Origin of the sequence: Janthinobacterium sp. CG3 (assembly GCF_000344615.1) — a bacterium.
In the GTDB taxonomy this organism is placed as follows: domain Bacteria; phylum Pseudomonadota; class Gammaproteobacteria; order Burkholderiales; family Burkholderiaceae_D; genus Janthinobacterium.
In genome coordinates, this window is sequence record NZ_KB467824.1 from 3508895 (window position 1) to 3529343 (window position 20449).

At 66.8% G+C, this 20449-nt stretch carries 19 protein-coding genes; 9 read left to right on the forward strand and 10 right to left on the reverse strand.

The window, feature by feature from the left end; translation table 11 throughout:
• Positions 1-165 precede the first annotated feature (165 nt).
• The 9 genes from JANGC3_RS0115415 to JANGC3_RS0115460 all read right to left on the reverse strand — a co-directional run bounded on the left by JANGC3_RS0115415 (position 166) and on the right by JANGC3_RS0115460 (position 10440).
• Positions 166-1371, reverse strand: a complete 1206-nt coding sequence (locus tag JANGC3_RS0115415; RefSeq protein WP_017877388.1) for an acetate/propionate family kinase — start codon at positions 1369-1371, stop codon at positions 166-168.
• The gene (locus JANGC3_RS0115420; RefSeq protein WP_017877389.1) at positions 1368-2783 is read right to left on the reverse strand and encodes a bifunctional enoyl-CoA hydratase/phosphate acetyltransferase; all 1416 of its coding nucleotides are present in this window, start codon (positions 2781-2783) and stop codon (positions 1368-1370) included. Before JANGC3_RS0115420 ends, JANGC3_RS0115415 begins: the two co-directional genes overlap by 4 nt.
• Before the next feature lie 136 nt (positions 2784-2919).
• Positions 2920-3213 carry a hypothetical protein gene (locus JANGC3_RS0115425; RefSeq protein WP_017877390.1) on the reverse strand — a complete coding sequence of 98 codons (294 nt, stop codon included), beginning with the start codon at positions 3211-3213 and terminating at the stop codon, positions 2920-2922.
• A 195-nt stretch (positions 3214-3408) separates the two neighbouring features.
• A complete protein-coding gene (fabI, locus tag JANGC3_RS0115430; protein WP_017877391.1) occupies positions 3409-4179 on the reverse strand; it encodes an enoyl-ACP reductase FabI in 771 nt (256 codons plus the stop codon).
• A gap of 2 nt (positions 4180-4181) precedes the next feature.
• Complete coding sequence (locus tag JANGC3_RS0115435) at positions 4182-5927, reverse strand: PHA/PHB synthase family protein (RefSeq protein WP_017877392.1); 1746 nt, start codon at positions 5925-5927, stop codon at positions 4182-4184.
• A gap of 285 nt (positions 5928-6212) precedes the next feature.
• On the reverse strand, positions 6213-7643 hold the full coding sequence (locus JANGC3_RS0115440) for an IgA Peptidase M64 (RefSeq protein WP_017877393.1): 1431 nt from the start codon (positions 7641-7643) through the stop codon (positions 6213-6215).
• Positions 7644-7795: 152 nt separating this feature from the next.
• A complete protein-coding gene (locus tag JANGC3_RS0115445; RefSeq protein WP_157406965.1) occupies positions 7796-8944 on the reverse strand; it encodes a cyanophycinase in 1149 nt (382 codons plus the stop codon).
• Between the two features lie 321 nt (positions 8945-9265).
• Positions 9266-9445: a hypothetical protein gene (locus JANGC3_RS33825; RefSeq protein ID WP_017877396.1), complete on the reverse strand. Its 180-nt coding sequence runs from the start codon at positions 9443-9445 to the stop codon at positions 9266-9268.
• A gap of 5 nt (positions 9446-9450) precedes the next feature.
• Complete coding sequence (locus JANGC3_RS0115460; RefSeq protein ID WP_232429713.1) at positions 9451-10440, reverse strand: MurR/RpiR family transcriptional regulator; 990 nt, start codon at positions 10438-10440, stop codon at positions 9451-9453.
• 205 nt (positions 10441-10645) lie between these two features.
• On the opposite strand from JANGC3_RS0115460, the gene JANGC3_RS0115465 reads away from it, so the two are divergent.
• The 6 genes from JANGC3_RS0115465 to JANGC3_RS0115495 all read left to right on the forward strand — a co-directional run bounded on the left by JANGC3_RS0115465 (position 10646) and on the right by JANGC3_RS0115495 (position 18252).
• Positions 10646-11764, forward strand: coding sequence for a succinylglutamate desuccinylase/aspartoacylase family protein (locus JANGC3_RS0115465; protein WP_017877398.1), 1119 nt, complete (start codon positions 10646-10648; stop codon positions 11762-11764).
• Between the two features lie 121 nt (positions 11765-11885).
• Positions 11886-13274, forward strand: coding sequence for a YfcC family protein (locus JANGC3_RS0115470; protein ID WP_017877399.1), 1389 nt, complete (start codon positions 11886-11888; stop codon positions 13272-13274).
• A gap of 378 nt (positions 13275-13652) precedes the next feature.
• Positions 13653-15050: an argininosuccinate lyase gene (gene argH, locus JANGC3_RS0115480; protein ID WP_017877401.1), complete on the forward strand. Its 1398-nt coding sequence runs from the start codon at positions 13653-13655 to the stop codon at positions 15048-15050.
• A 105-nt stretch (positions 15051-15155) separates the two neighbouring features.
• Positions 15156-15728, forward strand: a complete 573-nt coding sequence (locus JANGC3_RS0115485; RefSeq protein WP_017877402.1) for a TRAP transporter small permease subunit — start codon at positions 15156-15158, stop codon at positions 15726-15728.
• Between the two features lie 59 nt (positions 15729-15787).
• Positions 15788-17455: a TRAP transporter large permease gene (locus JANGC3_RS0115490; RefSeq protein WP_017877403.1), complete on the forward strand. Its 1668-nt coding sequence runs from the start codon at positions 15788-15790 to the stop codon at positions 17453-17455.
• A gap of 206 nt (positions 17456-17661) precedes the next feature.
• Positions 17662-18252: an ABC transporter ATP-binding protein gene (locus JANGC3_RS0115495; protein ID WP_017877404.1), complete on the forward strand. Its 591-nt coding sequence runs from the start codon at positions 17662-17664 to the stop codon at positions 18250-18252.
• Positions 18253-18585: 333 nt separating this feature from the next.
• Here JANGC3_RS0115495 and JANGC3_RS32775 read toward each other — a convergent pair whose 3' ends face one another.
• Positions 18586-18783, reverse strand: coding sequence for a hypothetical protein (locus JANGC3_RS32775; RefSeq protein ID WP_157406669.1), 198 nt, complete (start codon positions 18781-18783; stop codon positions 18586-18588).
• Positions 18784-19276: 493 nt separating this feature from the next.
• Here JANGC3_RS32775 and JANGC3_RS0115510 point away from each other — a divergent pair, with 493 nt between their 5' ends.
• The 3 genes from JANGC3_RS0115510 to JANGC3_RS34350 all read left to right on the forward strand — a co-directional run bounded on the left by JANGC3_RS0115510 (position 19277) and on the right by JANGC3_RS34350 (position 20105).
• Positions 19277-19669, forward strand: a complete 393-nt coding sequence (locus JANGC3_RS0115510; protein WP_327075951.1) for a helix-turn-helix domain-containing protein — start codon at positions 19277-19279, stop codon at positions 19667-19669.
• 8 nt (positions 19670-19677) lie between these two features.
• Entirely contained in the window at positions 19678-19953 is a 276-nt protein-coding gene (locus JANGC3_RS32780) for a transposase (protein WP_157406671.1), read from the forward strand.
• A 77-nt stretch (positions 19954-20030) separates the two neighbouring features.
• The gene (locus JANGC3_RS34350; RefSeq protein ID WP_442789075.1) at positions 20031-20105 is read left to right on the forward strand and encodes a transposase; all 75 of its coding nucleotides are present in this window, start codon (positions 20031-20033) and stop codon (positions 20103-20105) included.
• The last annotated feature ends 344 nt before the right edge of the window (positions 20106-20449 follow it).

Consider the following 20449-nt stretch of genomic DNA (forward strand, 5'->3'; position numbering starts at 1 on the left):
TTATAGGAAGCGGGCAAACATTCATAAATCTGCCAGGTATCGGGTCCGCTTCTGCCAAAGCAAAACCACAACATGCATGCAGAATAACGACTCCGCCTCCACCCTTCTGTGCGCTAGCACACGTTGCAAGAATAAAATTTCTGCAAGACAAGCGGCCTCAAGCGCTCAGGCGAGCGTGGCCGCGGCGTGGCGCGCCGCGATCCATTCCTCGTTGGTGGGTTCGACGCCGACCAGCAGGCGGCTGTCCGGCGCCGAGATCAGCGCGCCGTGGACGGCGTTGGCGGCCGGGTCCAGTTGCGGCCCCAGGAAGCCGAGGCCGGCGCAGATGCGCTGGCGCAGCTCGGCGCTGTGCTCGCCCACGCCGGCGGTAAACACCAACAAGTCCAGCCCGCCGAGGATCGCCGTCAGCGCGCCGACCTCGCGCACGATGCGGCGCACGTACAACGCCAGCGCGGCGCGCACCCGTTCGCCGGTGGCGTCGCCGCGCCCTTCCAGTTCCAGCAGCACCGGCGGGTCGGCCGACACACCGGACACGCCCAGCAGGCCGGACTCGTGGTACAGCAGGTGGCCGACCTGCTGCAGCGTCAGCTTTTCCACCTCCATCATGTACAGCACCGCGCCGGGGTCGAGCGCGCCGCAGCGGGTGCCCATCATCAACCCGTCGAGCGCGGAAAAACCCATGGTCGTGGCGACGCTGCGCAAGTCCCGCAGCGCGCACAGGCTGGCGCCGCTGCCCAGGTGAGCGACGATGACGCGCCCGCGCGCGGGGGCGCCGAAGCGCTCCGGCAGCACCTCGGCCATGTACTCGTACGACAGGCCGTGGAAGCCGTAGCGGCGCAGGCCGCGTTGCCACGCCGCGTACGGCAGCGGCAGCATTTGCTCGACCTGCTCCACGGTGTGGTGGAAGGCGGTGTCGAAACAGGCCACCTGCGCCAGCCCGGGCAGCTCGGCCAGCAGCACCTCGATGGCCTCGAGCGCGAACGGCTGGTGCAGCGGCGCCAGCGGAATGAAGGTTTTCAAGTCGGCCAGCACGGCGGCGTCGATACGCGTCGGCGCCGAGTATTTGCTGCCGCCGTGGACCACCCGGTGCGCCACGGCGCGCAGGGCGCGCCCGTCCAGGCGCGCGACGACGTGGGCGCGGATGCGCTCGAGCGCGCCGTGGTAGGGCTTGGGCGCGCCGTCCGCCAGGTCCTCTGCGGCGCCGGCGCTGTCGCGGTAGGCCGCCTTCGGGCCGCCGATGCCGCTCACCTTGCCGCTCCACTCGGCCTGGCGCGGCGGCGCCGCGGCGCCGGCGCCGGCGCCGAACAGCGCGAACTTGATGCTCGACGAGCCGCAGTTCAGCACCAGGATCAGTTCGGCCTGGTTTTTCATGGCGGACTGGCGCGGTACTGGTGCGCCAGCATCAGGGCGATGGCGCAGGAGGCGATGCGGCTTTCGCGCGAATCGGCGCGGCTGGTCAGTACGATCGGCACCTTGGCGCCCAGCACAATGCCGGCGCTGGCCGCGTCGCCCATATATTCAAGCTGCTTGGCCAGCATGTTGCCGCTTTCGAGGTCCGGCACCACCAGCACGTCGGCCCGCCCCGCCACTTCCGAGACGATGCCCTTGACGCGGGCGGCGGCGGCCGAGACGGCGTTGTCGAAGGCCAGCGGGCCGTCCAGCAGCGCGCCGCTGATCTGGCCGCGGTCGGCCATTTTGCACAGCGCCGCCGCGTCCAGCGTGGCCGGCATGTTCGGGTTGACCGTCTCCACCGCCGCCAGGATGGCCACGCGCGGCAGCGCGACGCCGATGGCGTGGGCCAGGTCGATGGCGTTGCGCACGATGTCGGCCTTGTGCTCCAGCGTCGGGGCGATGTTGATGGCGGCGTCGGTGATGATGAAGGGGCGCGGATAGGCCGGCGTTTGCATCAGGAAGCAATGGCTGATGCGGCGCTTGGTACGCAGCCCGGCCGCCGGCGCCAGCACCGCGGCCATCAGCTCGTCGGTGTGCAGGCTACCCTTCATCAGCGCCTCGACCTGGCCCCTGCCGGCCATCTCGGCGCCGCGCGCCGCCGCCGCGTGGCTGTGGGCGACGTCCTCGATCTCGACGCCGGCCAAGTCCAGCCCGGCGGCGGCGGCCAGCGCCTCCAGCCTGGCGCGCGGCGCCACCAGCACCGGCACGATCAGGCCGGCGGCGCGGGCGTCGAGCGCGGCCGACAGGCTCAGTTCGTCGCAGGGGTGGATCACCGCGACGCGGATCGCCGCCATCGACGCGACGTGGTCGAGCAGGCGCTGCACGCCGCCGCCGGTGCTCAGGCGCACCTCGGGCAGGGTGGTGCGCGGGCGCACGATAGCCTCGGTCGGCGCGATGACCTCGGCCTCGCCCTCGATGACGGTCTTGCCGTCCTGGTTGACGCACAGGCAGTCGAGCCTGAGCAGCTTCTTCTCGGCCACGATGGCGCCGACGGTGACGCTGATGGTCAGCGTGTCGCCGACCCGCACCGGTAGCAGGAAGCGCAGCGTCTGGCCGCGGTAAATGGTGCCGGGGCCGGGCAGGCGCGTGCCGAGTACGGCGGAAATGAGCGCCGCGCCCCACATGCCGTGGGCGATAACGCCGTGGAAGCGGGTCGAGGCGGCGAACTCCGGATCGACGTGCTGCGGATTGTCGTCGCCCGACATCACCGCGAACAGTTGGATGTCCTCGGTGCTCAGCGTGCGTTCGATGGCGGCGCTGTCGCCGATGGCGATCTGGTCGAAGGTGCGGTTGCGGATGATCTTCAGGTCGTCGTCTGGAACTATCGTCATATGCGCGGAATGGTCAGGATTGAGGCGGCGCGAGGGCCGCGGCCGCGTGTAAAACCAGCGGCAAAAAGCCGGGGCCAGACCCGTGGGGTCTGACCCCGCTCTTCCCCCGCCGCTGGCTGGGACGACGTGCGTGCGATTACTTGTTGAACTGTTTCATGAAGTCGCCCATCGCGCTGCCGAACGGCGCGGCGGTGTTCAGGCTGCTCATGGCGGCGGTCGATTCCTTTTGCCAGGCCTGGACGGCGGCGGTCATGCCCTGGAAAAAGGCGGCCTGGCTGCTGGCCAGGTTGCCGGCGAACGATTGCAAGTCGCCCGGCGTGCCCTGGCTCATGAATTGTTGGCCGCTTTCCTGCACCAGCTTGCCCGCGGTTTGCAACAGTTCCAAGTTGGCTTTGTACAGATTCATCGGCAGTTCGGTATTCGTGGTCATGGTGGGTCCTTTTAAACGAGGGAAAAAACCGTTCGCTGCTGCGAATACGGAAAGTTGAACAAAAAACAGCGCAGCCCCTATTACCGGCGGCGCCAGAAAGGTTTTCCATACTACCCCTATACCGGCGCGGTGGCACGAATTCCTCTAGTTGAGTTCGCTCAACTGTGGCGTCCGCGCAGGCCCCCAACCTGACTATCAATTCAGGATGTGGTAGCCGGCGTCGACGTACAGCGTGCCGCCGGTGATGGCGCGGGCGGCGTCGCCGGCCAAAAAAGCGCACAGCGCGCCGACGTCGTCGATGTCGACCAGGCGGCGCAACGGCGCGCGCGCGGCGGCGTCGGCCAGCAGCCGGTCGAAATGGGCGATGCCGGAGGCGGCGCGGGTCGCCAGCGGCCCCGGCGACACCGCGTTGACGCGGATGCCGGCCGGCCCCAGCTCGGCCGCCAGATAACGCACCGACGCCTCCAGCGCCGCCTTCACCGGCCCCATCAGGCCGTAATCGCCGATCACCTCCTCGGCGCCCAGGTAGCTCATCGTCATCAAGCTGCCGCCGTGGCGCATCAAAGGCTCGGCCAGCTTGGCCATGCGCACGAAGGAGTGGCAGGAAACGTCCATCGCCTGGGCGAATCCGGCGGCCGAGCTGTCGGCCACGCGGCCCTGCAAATCCTGCTTCGGCGCGAAGGCGATCGAATGCACCAGGAAGTCGAGCCTGCCCCACTGCGCCGCGATGGCCGCGAACAGCGCCGCCATCTGCGGCGCCGAGGTGACGTCGAGCGGCATGGCGATGGCCGCCGGCAGTTGCCGCGCCAGCGGTTCGACGTGCGGCCGCGCCTTGTCGTTGAGCCAGGTGACGGCCAGCTCGGCGCCGGCGGCGCGCAAGGCGCGGGCGCAGCCCCAGGCGATGCTGTGCTCGTTGGCGATGCCGACCACCAGCCCTTTCTTGCCCTGCAATCCGGGATCGATCATCCTTACCTCTGCATCACGTAGGCGCCGGGCGCGTCGCCCAGCACGGGGTAGCCGAGCGCGGCCGCGCCGGCGGGCGGCGCCGCTTGCGGCGCGCCGCAGCGCTGGCGCAGCCAGCCGGTCCAGGCCGGCCACCACGAACCGTCGCGCCGCGGCGCGGCGGCGGCCCAGGCGTCCGGCCCCTGGTACGGCGCGCCGCACGCGCGGGTGTGGATCTGGTAGTGCCGGTGCGGGTGGCCCGGCTCGCTGACGATGCCGGCGTTATGGCCGCCGCTGGTCAGCACGAAGGTGATCTCGGTGGCGCTTTCGCGGTGCAACTTGTACACCGAGCGCCACGGCGCCACGTGGTCGCTGGCCGTGCCGACGCAAAATACCGGCAGCGCGATGTCGTTCAGCGCGACCGGCCGGCCGCCGACCGGATAGCGGCCCGCGCTCAGGTCGTTGTCCAGGAACAGGCGGCGCAGGTACTGCGAATGCATCCGCGCCGGCATGCGCGTGGCGTCGGCGTTCCACGCCATCAGGTCGCTCATCTCGGCCGGGGTGCCGAGCAGGTAGTCGTTGACCAGGCGCGACCACAGCAAATCCTCGGCACGCAGCATCTGGAAGGCGCTGCCCATCTGCGCGCCGCTCAGGTAGCCGGTTTGCGCCATCTGCGCTTCCAGCGCGCCGATCTGGCCCTCGTCGATGAACAGCCCCAGCTCGCCCGGTTCGCTGAAGTCGGTCTGGGCGGCGAACAGGGTCAGCGACGCCAGGCGGGCGTCGCCGTCGCGCGCCATCGCCGCCGCCGCGATCGCCAGCAGGGTGCCGCCCAGGCAGTAACCGGCGGCGTGCACCTTGCGCCGCGGGACGATGGCGTTGACCGCGCCCAGCGCGGCGTGGAAACCTTGTTCGAGGTAGTCGTCCATGCCGAGGTCGCGGTCGGCGGCGTCGGGGTTTTTCCACGAGATGCAAAATACCGTGTGGCCCTGTTCGACCAGGTAGCGGATCAGCGAATTGTGCGGCGACAGGTCGAGGATGTAGTACTTCATGATCCAGGCCGGCACGACCAGGATCGGCTCGGGGTGGACCTGTGCGGTGGCGGGGCTGTACTGGATCAGCTCCATCAGGCGATTCTTCAGTACCACCTTGCCGGCCGTGGCGGCGACGTCGCGGCCGACGGCGAAATGCTCGGTGCCGCGCGGCGGCGCGTCGCTGGCCAGTTGGCGCAGCTTGGCGGCCAGCACGCCGGCGCCGCGCAGCAGGTTGCCGCCGCCCTCCTCCAGCGTGCGCTGGAGTACCAGCGGATTGCTTGCCAACTGGTTGCCGGGCGAGAATATGTCGAGCCACTGGCGCGCCATGAACGCTACCATTTCCTCGTGGTGCCGGTCGACGCCGGGTACGCCGTGGGTGGCGTCGCTCCACCAGCGCTGCTGCAGCAGGAAGCCCTGGTGCAGCAGGTTGAACGGCCACCGCTGCCACTGCGGCGCGGCGAAGCGGTGGCCGCGCTCGGGCGGCTCGACGCCGGCGCGCGCCGCGCCCGGCCCGGCGACCAGGCATGCGCCCAGGTAGGCGGCCAGTTGCCCGCCTTGGCGCAGCGCCAGTTGCGCTAGCCCGGCGCGCTTGTCCGGCGCGCCGGCCAGGTGCGCGGCCCAGTCCAGCCAGGCCCGCAGGTGGGGTTGCGGCGCCAGCGACGCGCAGGCGCGCGCCCACGCGGCCTGGGCCTGCGCGTCGAGGCCGGCGGCGCCGGGCGGCGGCATGGACATCATTTTCATGGGGCGAACTTCCTGTTCAAACTGCGCGGACCGGCATCGGCCCGGGACGGCTCAACTATACGAGCAATTGCGGCGTCGCAACATTGATCTATGTCAAAATTAACAAGATGAACTGAAAATGCGTGGCGCGGTAGAGCCGGCCGGCCGCCGGGCGTGAGATGAGCGGGCCGGCAGACAACGTTGGCTTGGAGCGGCGCGTCGCGCTTCGGCCAACATTGTCGGATTACGCGTCCCGCGAATCCGACCCACGACACGCTAGCTGCGCGCCGGCAGGATCCGACGCGGCTATTTGCGCGCGGCGGGGCCGGCGTACAGGTCGATGATGCCGCCGATGGCCTCGCGGCACACCGAGCAAAATTCGTCGCTGCGGTCGAACATGATGCACTGCATCTCGGGGCGGTAGTAGCCGGTGGCCTCGTAATTGGCGCCCTCGAAGGCGCCGGCCTGGTGCTGGTGCGGCGCGCGCGAGAACAGCTCGCGGGTATGCTCCAGGTCGGCCTTGAACAGCGCGCTCATCTCCGACTCCGGCCGGTTCGCCGCGCGCAGCTCGGCGCGCGTCTTCTGGTAGCCGCGCGCGTGCTCGTCGTATTCGGCCTTCGGCCACGGCGTCGGCAGGGCGGTGCCGGCCTTGACGTGGCTTTTCCATTTCAGCTTGGCCGGATCGCGCAGCGCGGTGGCGTTCGGCTCCCACGGCTCCAGCCGCTCGCCGTTCGACTGGTAGGCCACCGGCGAGGTGTAGTACTCGTCGGCCAGCCCGGCGAAATGGTGGCCGAATTCGTGCACGAACAGGTAGTTGGCCCAGTCGCTGTTGGCCGCCGCCGTGCTGAACTGGCCGAAGATGCCGCCGCCGCCGTAGGTGTCGTTGTTGACCAGGATTTCAATGAACTCGTAGGGCGCGTACTGCGCCAGCTCGCGCAGCGCGCGGTTGTCGACGGTGAGCACGTAGCGCTCGCTGCCGAAGATGTCGTAGCGCGTACCCAGCGGCGAGGCGTGGTGCACCCCGGTCGAGGGCCGCGACACGCCCGACTCCCGGGTCGGCAGCGCCAGCGCCCAGACGTTGAAGTCCTTGGCGCGCTCGCGGAACGGCGCCACCTTGAACAGGTGCTCGGCGAGCTTGCGCGCGCTGGCCTCGAACTTGGCCATCTCGGCGGCGGTGTAGCCGTCGCCGAGGATCAGCAGGTCGACCTTGCCGGGCGAGGCGCCGCTGACGCGGATCGGGATCGGCCTGGCCGGCGCCGGCGGCTGCCTGCGCACCACGTCGGGCGCGTCGGCGTCGACGTCGACGCTCCACACCACCGAGAAGGCGTGGCGCTCGTCGCGCTTGAGGATGCGCACCCGCACCGGCTTGTCGAATTTCGGGAAGCGCACCGATTCCTGGAAGGCCCGGCTCAGGCCCTTGGCCTCGTCGGTGCTGCGCCATTCGGCGAAAATGGTGCTGAAGCCGCGCGAATACAGCAGCTCGCCGGTTTTCGGGTCGACCACTTCGACCCGGTTCACGCCGCGGTCGCTGTCGTCGAGGGTGCGCGCCATGTCGCCCGGCCACGGCAGCGGCTCGATGACGACGCGCTCGATGGCGTACTGCTCGGCCAGCGTGTTGCCGCTGTGCTGGTAGTCGAGGCGCACGGTGGCCGGCGCGGGAACGGCCGCGCCGGCCTGCGCCAGGCCGGCGGCCAGCGCGAAGCCGGCCAGGATGAAGCGGGGGCAAAACAAAGACATGGGTATCCTTGCAGTCGGGTCTGAATCGAATGGAAAAACGCCGTGTATTGTAAGTGTAAGCGGTGTAAGCGGGGACAGACCACGATTTCCGGGAAAGTATTTCCCGGAAATCGTGGTCTGTCCCCGGTCCGCCTCCGGTCCGCCTCCCCGCGTTATTTGTAGCGGTAGAAGGGCTGCTGCAGCTGGATCGGGCGGATGTCGAGGCGCAGCTTGAGCACCGAGTAGGCCTGCGCCTCGCTGGAGCTGTAGCCGACGCTGTTGACGGTCTTGCTGAACCTGAATTCGAAGCCCAGCTCGGCCAGCGCGTCGCGCGGGTTGCCGAAGGCAATGCCGATCGCCTCCTGCTGCGAGTTGTCGATCAGGTTGCCCATCAGGTCGAGCACCGCGCTGTTGCCCAGGATGTCGTTGGTGAAGACCGGCTCGCGCATGTCGGGCTGGGTCGGGTCGAGCTTGCCGTCGGCCTTGTCCGGCGACGGCGTGAACGCGCGCGTCACCAGGTTGAACTTGTCGCCGCGGTCGAGGTAGCTGACCAGGGCGTTGCTGACGTTGAAGTTCTTGCTGGTGGCGTCGCTGGTGGCGCGCGACAGGTCGATCAGCAGCGCCCCGCTGTAGCCGATGATTTCGACGTCGCGCCGGCCGGTGACGACCATCGCGGTGTTCTCGTCGATGCCCAGGCCGAGCTTGTAGCCCTTCTTCAGCATCACCGGGATCATGCGCGCGAAGCGCCCGCGCACCAGCAGGTGCTGGTCGACGAAGACGTCGTTGCCGATGAAGCCCAGCCCGGGGGCGATCTCGCGGCCGTCGGTCAGGCCCATCTTCAGCATTTCCAGCACCGGCTTGGCGTCGTAGAACATGGTGCTGCTCATGATGGCCGCGCCGGCGCTGGAACCGGCGATGACGCCGCCGCCGCGGTACACCGACCATACCGCGTCGAGCACCCTGGTGCGGCTGCCGTCCGGGCGCAGCAGCGCGCGCGTGATGCGGCCCTGGTCGCCGCCGATGAAGTAGACGCCGGCGGCGCCGCGCACCTTGGCCGCCAGCGCCGGGTCGTCGGCCGCCTCGCGGTAGTCGCTGCCGGCCAGCGTGATGGCCACCGGCACGAAGAAGGCGTTGGCGCCGTACTGGTTGAGCTTGTCGATGGTGCTCTGGCCGTACTTCTCCGGCTTGATCGAGGCCGACGGGAACACCGCGATGCGCGCGCCCTTGCCGCCGGCCAGCTCGACGATCCGCTGCCAGACCTCGGCGTTGTCGGCGCGCAGGCCGCCGCCAATGATGACCAGCGAACCGGTCGGCGTGCCCATCTCGGGCTTGAGCGTGAATTCGGGCTCGGCCTCGGCGGCCTGCGCCGCCAGGCCGGCCAGCCCCAACAGACAGGCGCAGCTCAGGCGTTGAAAAAAGATCTGGAATCGCTTCACGGTGGGGCTCTCCTGCTAATAAAGTGTCGTGCTATTTAAACGCATAGTTTGCGCTGAGAAAGAAACTGCGTCCGCGCGGGTCAGTGTACGTCGGATCGAAGCCGACCAGGAAAAACGCGCCCTGGTTGGAGAACGGCGGCTCGGTGTCGGCGACGTTGAGCACGCCGGCGCGCAGCTTCAGGTTCTTGTTCCAGTTCCAACTGCCGGTCAGGTCCCGCAGACGCCGTCGCGCCCGAAGTCGCCGTAGCCGGCGCTGATGCTGGCGGTGCGCTTGCCGGCGCCGCCGTGCTGGGTTTCCAGGTCGGCGGCGCTCAGGTCGACGCCGCGGTAGTCCTTGCGGGTGGATATGAAATCTGGCGCGCCGGTTTGGCGCTCGTTGACACGCATTAAAACTAACCGGCACGAATGGACTGGCGCGACTTGCGCGCCGGTTTGCCCGGCGCCGGCTCGGCGCCGTACAGGTAGGCGGCGACCGCCTCGGTCAGGCGCGCCGCCTTGTCGACGTTGTTCTTGTTCGAGACCATCAGCGCCACCACCAACGCCTCGATCACGGCCAGCGCCGCGGTCGAACTGCTGGGCAGCACCGGGTGGCTGCTGTGCGCGTACAGCACCAGGTCGCCCAGGCCGGCCAGCGGCGAGGCCGGCGAATCGGTGAGCGCCACCACGCTGGCGCCGCGGTCGCGGGCGAAATGCACCAGGCGCACCGCGTCAAGCGCGTAGCGCGGCAGCGATATGGCCACCAGCACGTCGCGCGCGGTGATATGGGTCAGGCGGCCGGCCGCCACCTCGGTGCCGCCCTGGCCGGCGACGTCGACCACGTGCGGGCAGAACGTCTCCAAATGCGAGGCCAGCAGGCTGGCCAGGTGCGACGACAAGCCGAACCCCATGACGTACACGGTGCGCGCGCCGCCCAGCCGGCGCACCACCTGCTCGAAACCGGACGGCGACAGCGCCTGGCCGGTGGCGCCGATGCTGGCGGCCGCGTACTCCAGGCTTTCCATCGCCGGCGCGGCGGCCCCGGCGCGCCGCGCGATGCTGCTGCGTAGCTTCTCGACCGGCTGCAGCGCCGACTGCAGCGCCTGCGCCACCGCCGCGCGCATCGCCGCGTAGTTCTTGAAGCCGAGCTCGCGCGCGAAGCGGCTGACGGTGGCGGTCGACACCCGGCACTGGCCGGCCAGCTCTTCGATGCCCAGCGCGGTCGCCCGCAACTGGTGGCGCAGCAGGAAGTCGGCGATGCTCTGGCGCGACGGCGAACCGTGCGCCAGCACCTCGATCAGGGACTGGCCAAGCGTCGATTGGGCGAACGCCACGTCGGCGCTGGGCCGGGCCGCGTCGGCGCCCGCCGGCGGCGTCTCCCTCAACGGTGGCCCGGTTCGGCTCAAGGCGCTTCCTTCGCTCGGAATAGTGTAAATAGTGTAAAAGATCTTTCAATGGCGCTGTGCGGCGATCCCACTGTAGCGATGTCAAAAAGAAAACACAACAGCTTTGTGAAAATAAATTTACGTTCATTTACAGTGAGAAAAAAATGCAACATAATGGATCGAATCCCACCAACCGCGCGTCCCCGACCGGGGCGCTCCAGTCGCCATGCAAGCAGAAAAACACCCGATTTCCACGCTGCACAGCAGCACCGCCTACGCACTGAACAGTTTTCATTTCGGCGCCCCGGGAACCGGCAAAAAGGTCTACATCCAGGCCGCGCTGCACGCCGACGAAGTACCCGGCATGCTGGTGGCGCAATTCCTGCGCCGCGAGCTGCTGGCGCTGGAGGCGGCCGGCAAGATCCGCGGCGAGGTCGTGCTGGTGCCGGCGGCCAATCCGATCGGCCTGGCGCAGGCGATCCACGGCGCGCCGTTCGGCCGCTTCGACCTGAGCACCGGCGTCAACTTTAACCGCGCCTACAAGCACGTGGCGCAGGAACTCAAGGAGTCGCTGGTGGGCGAGCTGGGCGCCGACGCCGACGCCAACGTCGCGGCGGTGCGGCGCCACGCGCGCGCCAGCGTGGCGAGCTGGCAAGCGTCGACCGACGCCGACGCGCTGAAAAAAATCCTGCTCGGGCTGGCGATCGATGCCGACATCGTGCTCGATCTGCATTGCGACAACGAGGCGGTGCTGCACATCTACACCGGCACGCCGCTGGCCGACGCCGTCGCGCCGCTGTCGGCGCTGCTCGGCGCGCACGCCGTGCTGCTGGCGCGCGAGGCCGGCGAGGAACCCTTCGACGAAGCCTGCAGCCGCCTGTGGTGGGAACTGGCCGAGCACTTCGGCGCGGCCTTCCCGCTGCCGCTGTCGTGCCTGTCGACGACGATCGAGCTGCGCGGCGAAATGGACGTCGGCTACGCGCTGGCGCAGCGCGACGCCGAGGCGCTGATCGGCTTCCTGGCGCACGCCGGCGTCATCGACGCGGCGGCGCCGTCGCTGCCGGCGCCGCTGTGCCAGCCGACGCCGCTGGAGGGCGTCGAACCGATTCTCGCGCCGCACGCCGGCGTGCTGGTGTTCCTGTGCGAGCTGGGCCAGCGGGTCGAGGCCGGCACCGTGCTGGCCGAAGTGACCGACCCGGTCAGCGGCGCCTGCACGCCGCTGCGCTGCACGGTGGCGGGCGTGTTCTTCGCCCGCAGCGCGCACCGCCACGTGCTGCGCGGCATGAACGTCGGCAAGATCGCCGGCGCCACCGCCTTCCGCAGCGGCAAGCTGCTGAGCCAGTAAGCGCATCGCGCACGTGTCGTAGGTCGGCTTACGCCCTGGCGGGCGCACCCGCCCCGCCGATTCACGCCGGTGGTTTTTGTTTAAATAAGCGGCGCCCATAAGCCGACCAACAAGGGGACCCATGAAACGCCTCAAACTGCCGAATACCTTCGTGCTGCTGTTCGCCATCCTGGCGCTGATCGCGCTGTCGACCTGGCTGGTCCCGGGCGGCAAATACGACACCCACATGGTCGACGGCAAGGCGCTGATCGACCCCGGCTCGTTCCACTACATCGCCAGCAAACCGCAGGGTTTCGCCGCGCTGATGATGGCGCCGATCAAAGGCTTCGTCGAGGCGGCGCAGATCATCGGCTTCGTGCTGATCGTCGGCGGCGCCTTCGCCGTGCTGCAACGCACCGAGGCGATCGACTCGCTGATCAAATCGATCGCCAAGGCGCACGCCCATTCGCGCCTGGTGCGCGCCAGCGTGATCCCGCTGTTCGTCACCCTGTTCTCGCTGGGCGGCGCCACCTTCGGCATGTCCGAGGAGGCGATCCCCTTTATCCTGATTTTCGTGCCGCTGGCGCTGGCGCTCGGCTACGACTCGATCATCGGCGTCTCGATCCCCTTCGTCGGCTCGCAGGTCGGCTTCGCGGCGGCCTTCCTGAACCCCTTCAACGTCGGCGTCGCCCAGGGCATCGCCGGCGTGCCGATCTTCTCCGGCATGGGCTACCGCCTGGTGGTGTGGGCGCTGGCCACCGCCGTCACCGTGCTGTTCCTGATGTGGTACGCGGCGAAGATCAAGAAATCGCCGGAAAAAAGCCCGACCTACGCGCTCGACCAGGAAAAGCGCGCCGAACACACGCTTAATCTCGACGACTTCCACGGCATGACCCGCACCCACGTGCTGGTGCTGTGGATCTTCATGGGGACGCTGGGGGCGATGGTGCTCGGGGTGATCGAATTCGGTTGGTACATCAACGAAATCGCCGCCCTGTTCCTGGTGATGGCACTGGCGGTCGGCCTGATCGGCCGGCTCAACGCCGACCAGCTGGTGGCCGCCTTCCAGCAGGGCGCGCGCGACCTGGTCACCACCGCGCTGGTGATCGCGCTGGCGCGCGGCACCATGATCCTGGCGCGCGACGCCAACATCATCGACACCATGCTGCACAGCCTGATGCCGCTGGTGGCCTCGTCGAGCCCGATCTTCGCGGCCCACAAAATGTTCCTGATCCAAACGGTGATCAACTTCTTCATCCACTCCGGCACCGGCCAGGCCGCGCTGACGATGCCGATCATGGCGCCGCTGGCGGACCTGGTGGGCGTGACGCGCCAGACCGCGATCCTGGCCTACCAGCTCGGCGAACTGACCACGCCGATGATACCGACTTCCGGCATCACCGTCGGCGTGCTGGCGCTGGCGCGCATCCCGTGGATCACCTGGGCCAAGTGGATGGTGCCGCTGCAACTGATCTACCTGGCGCTGGCGCTGGCGCTGCTGGTGCCGCCCAGCCTGATGCACTGGCAATAGCGCCAAATGCCACCTTCGGCGCGGCGGCGGTGGCGAAGCTGGCGGCGCTGACGACGACGGCGACGGCGACGAAAAGGGCTTCCATGTTTTTGGCGATGTTCATGAGGTTTTCCTCCGGCTGAGTGGCGTTTCGATGCTTGAACTGTAGCCATACGGCCCCCGCGCGGCCAGCCGAATGCGACGCAACGCGCAAAAGGCGGGACAGATGACGCAAACCCCATGCCGAAGCCAATTTGTGCGCTTTGGCGCCGCCCCGCTTGCGTTAATTGAAACCTTTCCGCGATGTGCACGCGGGCCGACGCTTATATGGCCGAAATGCCCTACCACGCCCGTTCCTTGTTTATAATCGTCAAAACAACCGGACCCACTCCCCACTCTATGACAGCTCAACTCTCCAAAAAAAGCGAAGCCTGGTCGGCGCGATTCTCCGAACCGGTCTCGGACCTCGTTAAACGTTATACCGCATCGGTCTTCTTCGACAAACGCCTGGCGCTGTTCGATATCGAGGGCTCGCTGGCCCACGCCGACATGCTGCACGCCCAGGGCATCATCAACGCCTTCGACTACGCCGAGATCCAGCGCGGCATGGCCCAGATCAGCCAGGAAATCGGCGCCGGACAGTTCGAATGGCTGCTCGACCTGGAGGACGTCCACCTGAACATTGAAAAGCGCCTGACCGAACTGGTCGGCGACGCCGGCAAGCGCCTGCACACCGGCCGCTCGCGCAACGACCAGGTCGCCACCGACATCCGCCTGTACGTGCGCGCGGCCATCGACGACATCACCGTCCTGCTCGGCACGCTGCGCGGCGCCCTGACCGACCTGGCCGAACTGCACGCCGACACCATCATGCCCGGCTTCACCCACATGCAGGTGGCCCAGCCGATCACCTTCGGCCACCACATGCTGGCCTACGTCGAGATGTTCGGCCGCGATAGCGAACGCATGGCCGACTGCCGCAAGCGCGTCAACCGCCTGCCGCTGGGCGCCGCCGCGCTGGCCGGCACCACCTTCCCGATCGACCGCCTGCGCGTGGCCAAGACGCTCGGCTTCGACGACGTCTGCCACAACTCGCTGGACGCCGTCTCGGACCGCGACTTCGCCATCGAGTTCTGCGCCGCCGGCGCGGTGCTGATGATGCACGTCTCGCGCATGGCCGAGGAACTGGTCATCTGGATGAGCCCGCGGGTCGGCTTCATCGACATCGCCGACCGCTTCTGCACCGGTTCGTCGATCATGCCGCAAAAGAAAAACCCCGACGTGCCGGAACTGGCGCGCGGCAAGACCGGCCGCGTCTACGGCCACCTGATCGGCCTGCTGACCCTGATGAAGGGCCAGCCGCTGGCCTACAACAAGGACAACCAGGAAGACAAGGAGCCGCTGTTCGACACCGTCGACACCGTCGTCGACACGCTGCGCATCTTCGCCGACATGGCCGGCGGCATCAGCGTCAAGCCGGACGCCATGCGCGCGGCCGCGCTGCAGGGTTACGCCACCGCCACCGACCTGGCCGACTACCTGGTCAAGAAGGGCCTACCGTTCCGCGACGCCCACGAGGCGGTCGCGCACGCGGTGCGCGCCTGCGTCGACGCCGGCTGCGACCTGGCCGACCTGTCGCTGCAGCAGCTGCGCGCCTTCTCCGCCCTGATCGAGGACGACGTCTTCGCCGTGCTGACGCTGGAAGGCTCGGTCGCCGCGCGCGACCACGTCGGCGGCACCGCGCCGCGCCAGGTGCGCGCCGCGATCGCCCGGGTGCGCGCGCAACTGGCCGAGTAAGCGCGCGCCGCGTCATCGCGGCGGGCGGGCAGCGCCCGCCCGGCACGCCCCCAACGGACGCCAAAGAAGCGTCCACCAGAGGATAGAGGAGACACACCCATGTTTATGCCACTCTCGCGTTTCATCGACACGATGAACGAAAAAATCGCCGGCGCCGTCAGCTGGGCGCTGCTGGCCGCGGTCATCATCTGCACCGTCAACGCCCTGATACGCTACGTTTTCAATTCCAGCTCCAACGCCTGGCTGGAAATCCAGTGGTACCTGTTCGCCGCCATCTTCATGCTGGCCTCGGCCTACACCCTCAAGCGCGACGAGCACGTGCGCATCGACGTCATCGTCGGGCGCCTGTCGAAACGCACCCAGGTGTGGATCGACCTGTTCGGCTTCGTGGTGTTCCTGCTGCCGATCTCGCTGGTCATCCTGTACTACGGCGTGCCGTTCGCGTGGCTGTCGATCACCAGCGCCGAAATGTCGAGCAACGCCGGCGGCCTGATCGTCTGGCCGGCCAAGCTGCTGGTGCCGCTCGGCTTCCTGCTGCTGATCCTGCAGGGCCTGTCCGAGATCATCAAACGCGTCGCCTTCCTGCGCGGCCAGATCGACGGCCACGAATTCGCCAAGCACGTCGCCACCCCGGAAGACGAGATCGCGGCCATCAAGGCGGCCAACAACCTCGATTGACACGCGATACGGCCCAGCTGGCACATTGACGACAACTTTATAAAAAGCGGCGCAGAGACATGGAATTATTCTTAACGGCGAACCTCGCCCCGATCATGTTCGGGGCCCTGGTCATTTTCCTGCTATCCGGCTTCCCGGTGGCGTTTTCCCTGGCCGCCAACGGCCTGTTCTTCGGCTTCGTCGGCATCGAACTGGGGCTGCTGAAACCGGAGCTGCTGCAGGCGCTGCCGAACCGCATCTTCGGCATCATGGCCAACGACACGCTGCTGGCGATCCCCTTCTTCACCTTCATGGGCCTGATCCTCGAACGCTCCGGCATGGCCGAGGACCTGCTTGACACGATCGGCCAGTTGTTCGGGCCGATCCGCGGCGGCGTCGCCTACGCCGTCATCTTCGTCGGCGCGCTGCTGGCCGCCACCACCGGCGTGGTGGCCGCGTCGGTCATCTCGATGGGCCTGATCTCGCTGCCGGTGATGCTGCGCTACGGCTACGACAAAAAACTGGCGTCCGGCGTCATCGCCGCCTCCGGCACGCTGGCGCAGATCATCCCGCCGTCGCTGGTGCTGATCGTCATGGCCGACCAGCTCGGCCGCTCGGTCGGCGACATGTACAAGGCCGCCTTCATCCCCGGCCTGATGCTGACGGCGATGTACGCCGGCTACGTGCTGGCCCTGTCGATCTTCAAGCCGCACCACGTGCCGGCGCTGCCGCTGGAGGCGCGCAACCTGCGCCAGCCGAACGGCAACAGCGGCGCCGTCTCGCTGCTGTTCCTGGTCGTCGGCACGGTCGCCGCCTCGTTCGCCTTCGCCGAGTTCTACCGCGCCGGCCATCCGAACATGGCCAAGGACGAACTGGGCATCTTCGCCGCCGCCGTCGGCATCGTCGGCGCCTTCGCCTTCGCGCTGGCCAACCGCCACCTGAAACTGAACCTGCTCTCGCGCATGGCCGAAAAAGTCGTGTTCGTCATGATCCCGCCGCTGGCGCTGATCTTCCTGGTGCTGGGCACCATCTTCATCGGCCTGGCCACGCCGACCGAAGGCGGCGGCATGGGCGCGATGGGCGCGATCCTGCTGGCGATGGCCAACCGCCGCCTGTCGTGGAGCCTGATGAAACAGGCGATGAACTCGACCACCCGCCTGTCCTGCTTCGTCATCTTCATCCTGATCGGCTCGACCGTGTTCTCGCTGGTGTTCCGCGGCGTGAACGGCGACCTGTGGGTCGAGCACCTGCTGTCGAACCTGCCGGGCGGCACCACCGGCTTCCTGATCGTCGTCAACATCATGTTCTTCGGCCTGGCCTTCTTCCTCGACTTCTTCGAGCTGGCCTTCATCCTGGTGCCGCTGGTCGGCCCGGTGGCGGAAAAACTCGGCATCGACCTGATCTGGTTCGGCGTGCTGCTGGGCGTGAACATGCAAACCTCGTTCATGCACCCGCCGTTCGGCTTCGCGCTGTTTTACCTGCGCTCGGTGGCGCCGAAGGAAGTCAAGACCTCCGACATCTACTGGGGCGCGATCCCCTTCGTCTGCATCCAGGTCGTCATGGTGGCCCTGATCATCGCCTTCCCGCACCTGGTTTCGGTCGAGAAGAAAACCGACATGACCGAGCAGATCGAGTTGAAGATCGACGCCCCGGCCGACTACGGCACGCCGGCGCCAGCCGACGAGCCGAAGAAAAGCGACGACGAAGCGCCGGCCTTGAACTTCTCCACCGACACCGACAAGAAGTAAGTGGCTGCACCCGGCCGCCGCCCCGGCGGCCGGCGCCGTCGCCCGGCGGCGCGCCGACAAGGCGCGCCGCCAACGGCTTTCACCTCCCCACCATCCTTCACCTTCGCCGCGTCGTTGCCGCCCTGGCTGCGCATGACGAATATTAAAGAGGAAACATCATCGAACATTCCGCCATCGCCACACCAGCGCTGCTGCAGGTCACGGACATGCGCTTCAGTTATCCGGAGCGCGAGCTGTTCGCACACTGGTCGGCCGCCATCGCGCCGGGCGTCACGCTGGTGCGCGGCGGCGACGGCCGCGGCAAGAGCACGCTGCTGCGCCTGTTCGCCGGCGCGCAGGCGGCCGATGCCGGGCAGTTGCAAATCAACGCGGTGCGCCTGGACGAACAGCCGGCGGCCTACCGGCGGCAAGTGTTCTGGGTCGATCCGCGTTCCGACGCCTTCGAGCACACCAGCGTGCTGGATTACTTCCGTTCCCTGCCCGGCCTGTACCCGCAATTCGACGAGCTGGCATTGCCCGGCCTGATAGAGGGCTTGTCGCTGGCGCCGCATCTGGAGAAGTTTTTCTACATGCTGTCCACCGGGTCGAAGCGCAAGGTCTGGCTGGCGGCGGCGTTCGCGTCGGGCACCCCGCTGGCCTTGCTCGACGAGCCTTTCGCGGGACTCGACAAGGTGTCGATTAATTTTGTGCTGGCGCTGCTGACACAGGCGGCACAGGGCTCACGCGCCTGGGTGCTGGCCGACTACCAGGCGCCAGGAAGCGTGCCGCTGGCGGCGACCATCGACCTGGGCGATTGAGGCTTTCTCAGCAAAACCTGTTGCACTGCGCAGTGGCGCCGCCGGCGTGCTGCCAGCAAGCGATTCCCCAACGCGTCGCCACGGCCCGGGCAAAATCGTGGGCCTCGTCCTTGAGGTCGAACATCCGCATGTGATTCAGGCAGGGCGGCGTGTGCATGCCGCTTGTTTGAATCTCGGCGAGCTTGCACAGTGCGACTTCGTAGCTCCCCCCCTTGCTCCCAATGTCGTATATAGCAAACCAGCATCAGTGCATCGAACGGAACGCTATCATTTTTCAGCGGGAAGAACTCGTCCGTGCAGTGTTTACGCCGACGCCAGGTGCACCGCTCGAAATCAAGCCATTCGGTCCTTTCCCATATTTGCGCGGGTGCCGACATTTTCGCCCTGCAGGCCCGCACAGCGGCGAGCAGGACCATGGCGGCCCCCGTCGCTGTTTAGGCCAAGCTGCTTATTCAGAAAACCTATTTCCGGCAGCGCACCGACCAGCGCGAGGAATGCCTGAAAATAGGCTTCGACTTTTGCGTCGCTCATCTGGTCTTGCCGCGTGTGCGCGCAGTGATCCGGGAGCAGGCGCTGTGGCAGAGGCGTGCGGGCAGTTGCAGCAAGGTTTTCCGCCAAGACTGCGCGCCGGCCCCAATTGTCGTCGGTGAGCCGGCCCACCATACCGTCGGCCTCCACCGCTGGGGTTCAGTGCGACATCTCGTGCCAATCCGCGTCGGACATCTAAATTGATCCCTCCATCATTTCGCATACATATGGCTCCCTGCCGTAACGCTGGGGTTGGGAGGGATTATCGCCTGAGTTCGGCCCGGCGGGCCGCTTGATCGCGCAGGGGAGGAACGCAGCAGTCCAACGGCGTAGGCCCCGGCCAGACCCGAATGGCGTTAGCTTGCCGCGCTTTTCGTGGGTCGGGTTAGCCGGAACGGCGTAACCCGACCCACGAAAATCCTTGCGCCCGTCCTAGGGGCGTGCGCGACAGACAGAATTTGAGCTGGGTGTTTTTCCTCCGCACCCACGGGTACGAATATGCGCAAAAGCGATAGTGCGGCGGAGGCAGGGATTGACGTTACAACAAACGGCGAACGAATTCCATGTCCATCTGAACAGCATCGACGCATGGCGGCAGCGCTGGAACAAGGAAGGCCTGATGGGCCTGGATGAAGGGCATCATACCGGGCGCAAGCACAAGTGGACAGCCGAGCAGCAAGCGGCGCTGAAATCATTGGCCCAAGCCGATGGGGGCAGCGCCAACAGTTTGCTGCGCACCCTGGCGCAAACGGAAAGCTTGCCAGCGATCAGCCAGAAACCGACGAGGCGGTATCTGCACGAGATGCATTTCAACTACAAGCGCTATCGCTACAGTTGGCCGTTTAAAAAAAGTATGCACCGGAAGCTTTCAGCAAGGCCACACGAATAATCGGGGAATTGGATCAACTGGCGCGTGCCGGGCACTGCGAACTGCTGTATTTTGACGAGTCCGGTTTCAGTCCAAATCCGCCGATTCAATCAGGCTCGACGCCGGTTGGCCAGACGCGTGGCGTGGAACCGCTATTGCATGGCGAGCGCGTCAATGTCTTGGGCGCGCTGCGGCATGACAACACGCTGCACTGGCGAACACAACGTCGGCCAACGGTGCGCGAAGACGTGATCGGTTTCTTCGACGATCTCGCGGCGCAAAAACATGCCGTGCCGCGCATTTAGTGCTCGACAACGCGTCATTTCATAAGGGGCGGCAGATCGAGAAGTGCCGGCCAAAATGGATGGCACAATGACTGTTTCTGTATTACTTACCACCTTACAGGCCGGAACTGAACCGCATCGAAATCTTGTGGAAACATGCCAAATCTTGCTGACGCCGCTTCGTCGGACTGAAAGGCAGTGAGTTGCTGACCGAAGTGAAATCCTTGATGAAAGGGTTTTGAACTGCATTCACAATAAATTTTTCCTGACTACTTAATGCAAAGGAGGTTGATGCCGTTGGCAAACATTTTTCCAATCTCTTGTTTCACGGCGTTGGCGCACTCACCATCCGACGTGGCGTGACTGATGAATAGAGTAGACTTCTTGATTTGATGTTCGGTCACAGCCAAATGATCCTTTTGGTTAAGCACATAACGTAGAGCTAACCGGCGCTGCGCGGCTTTATCGCGCAGCGTCCAGCGACCGAAGGAAGCGAGGTTGACGCCATGTTAGGTTT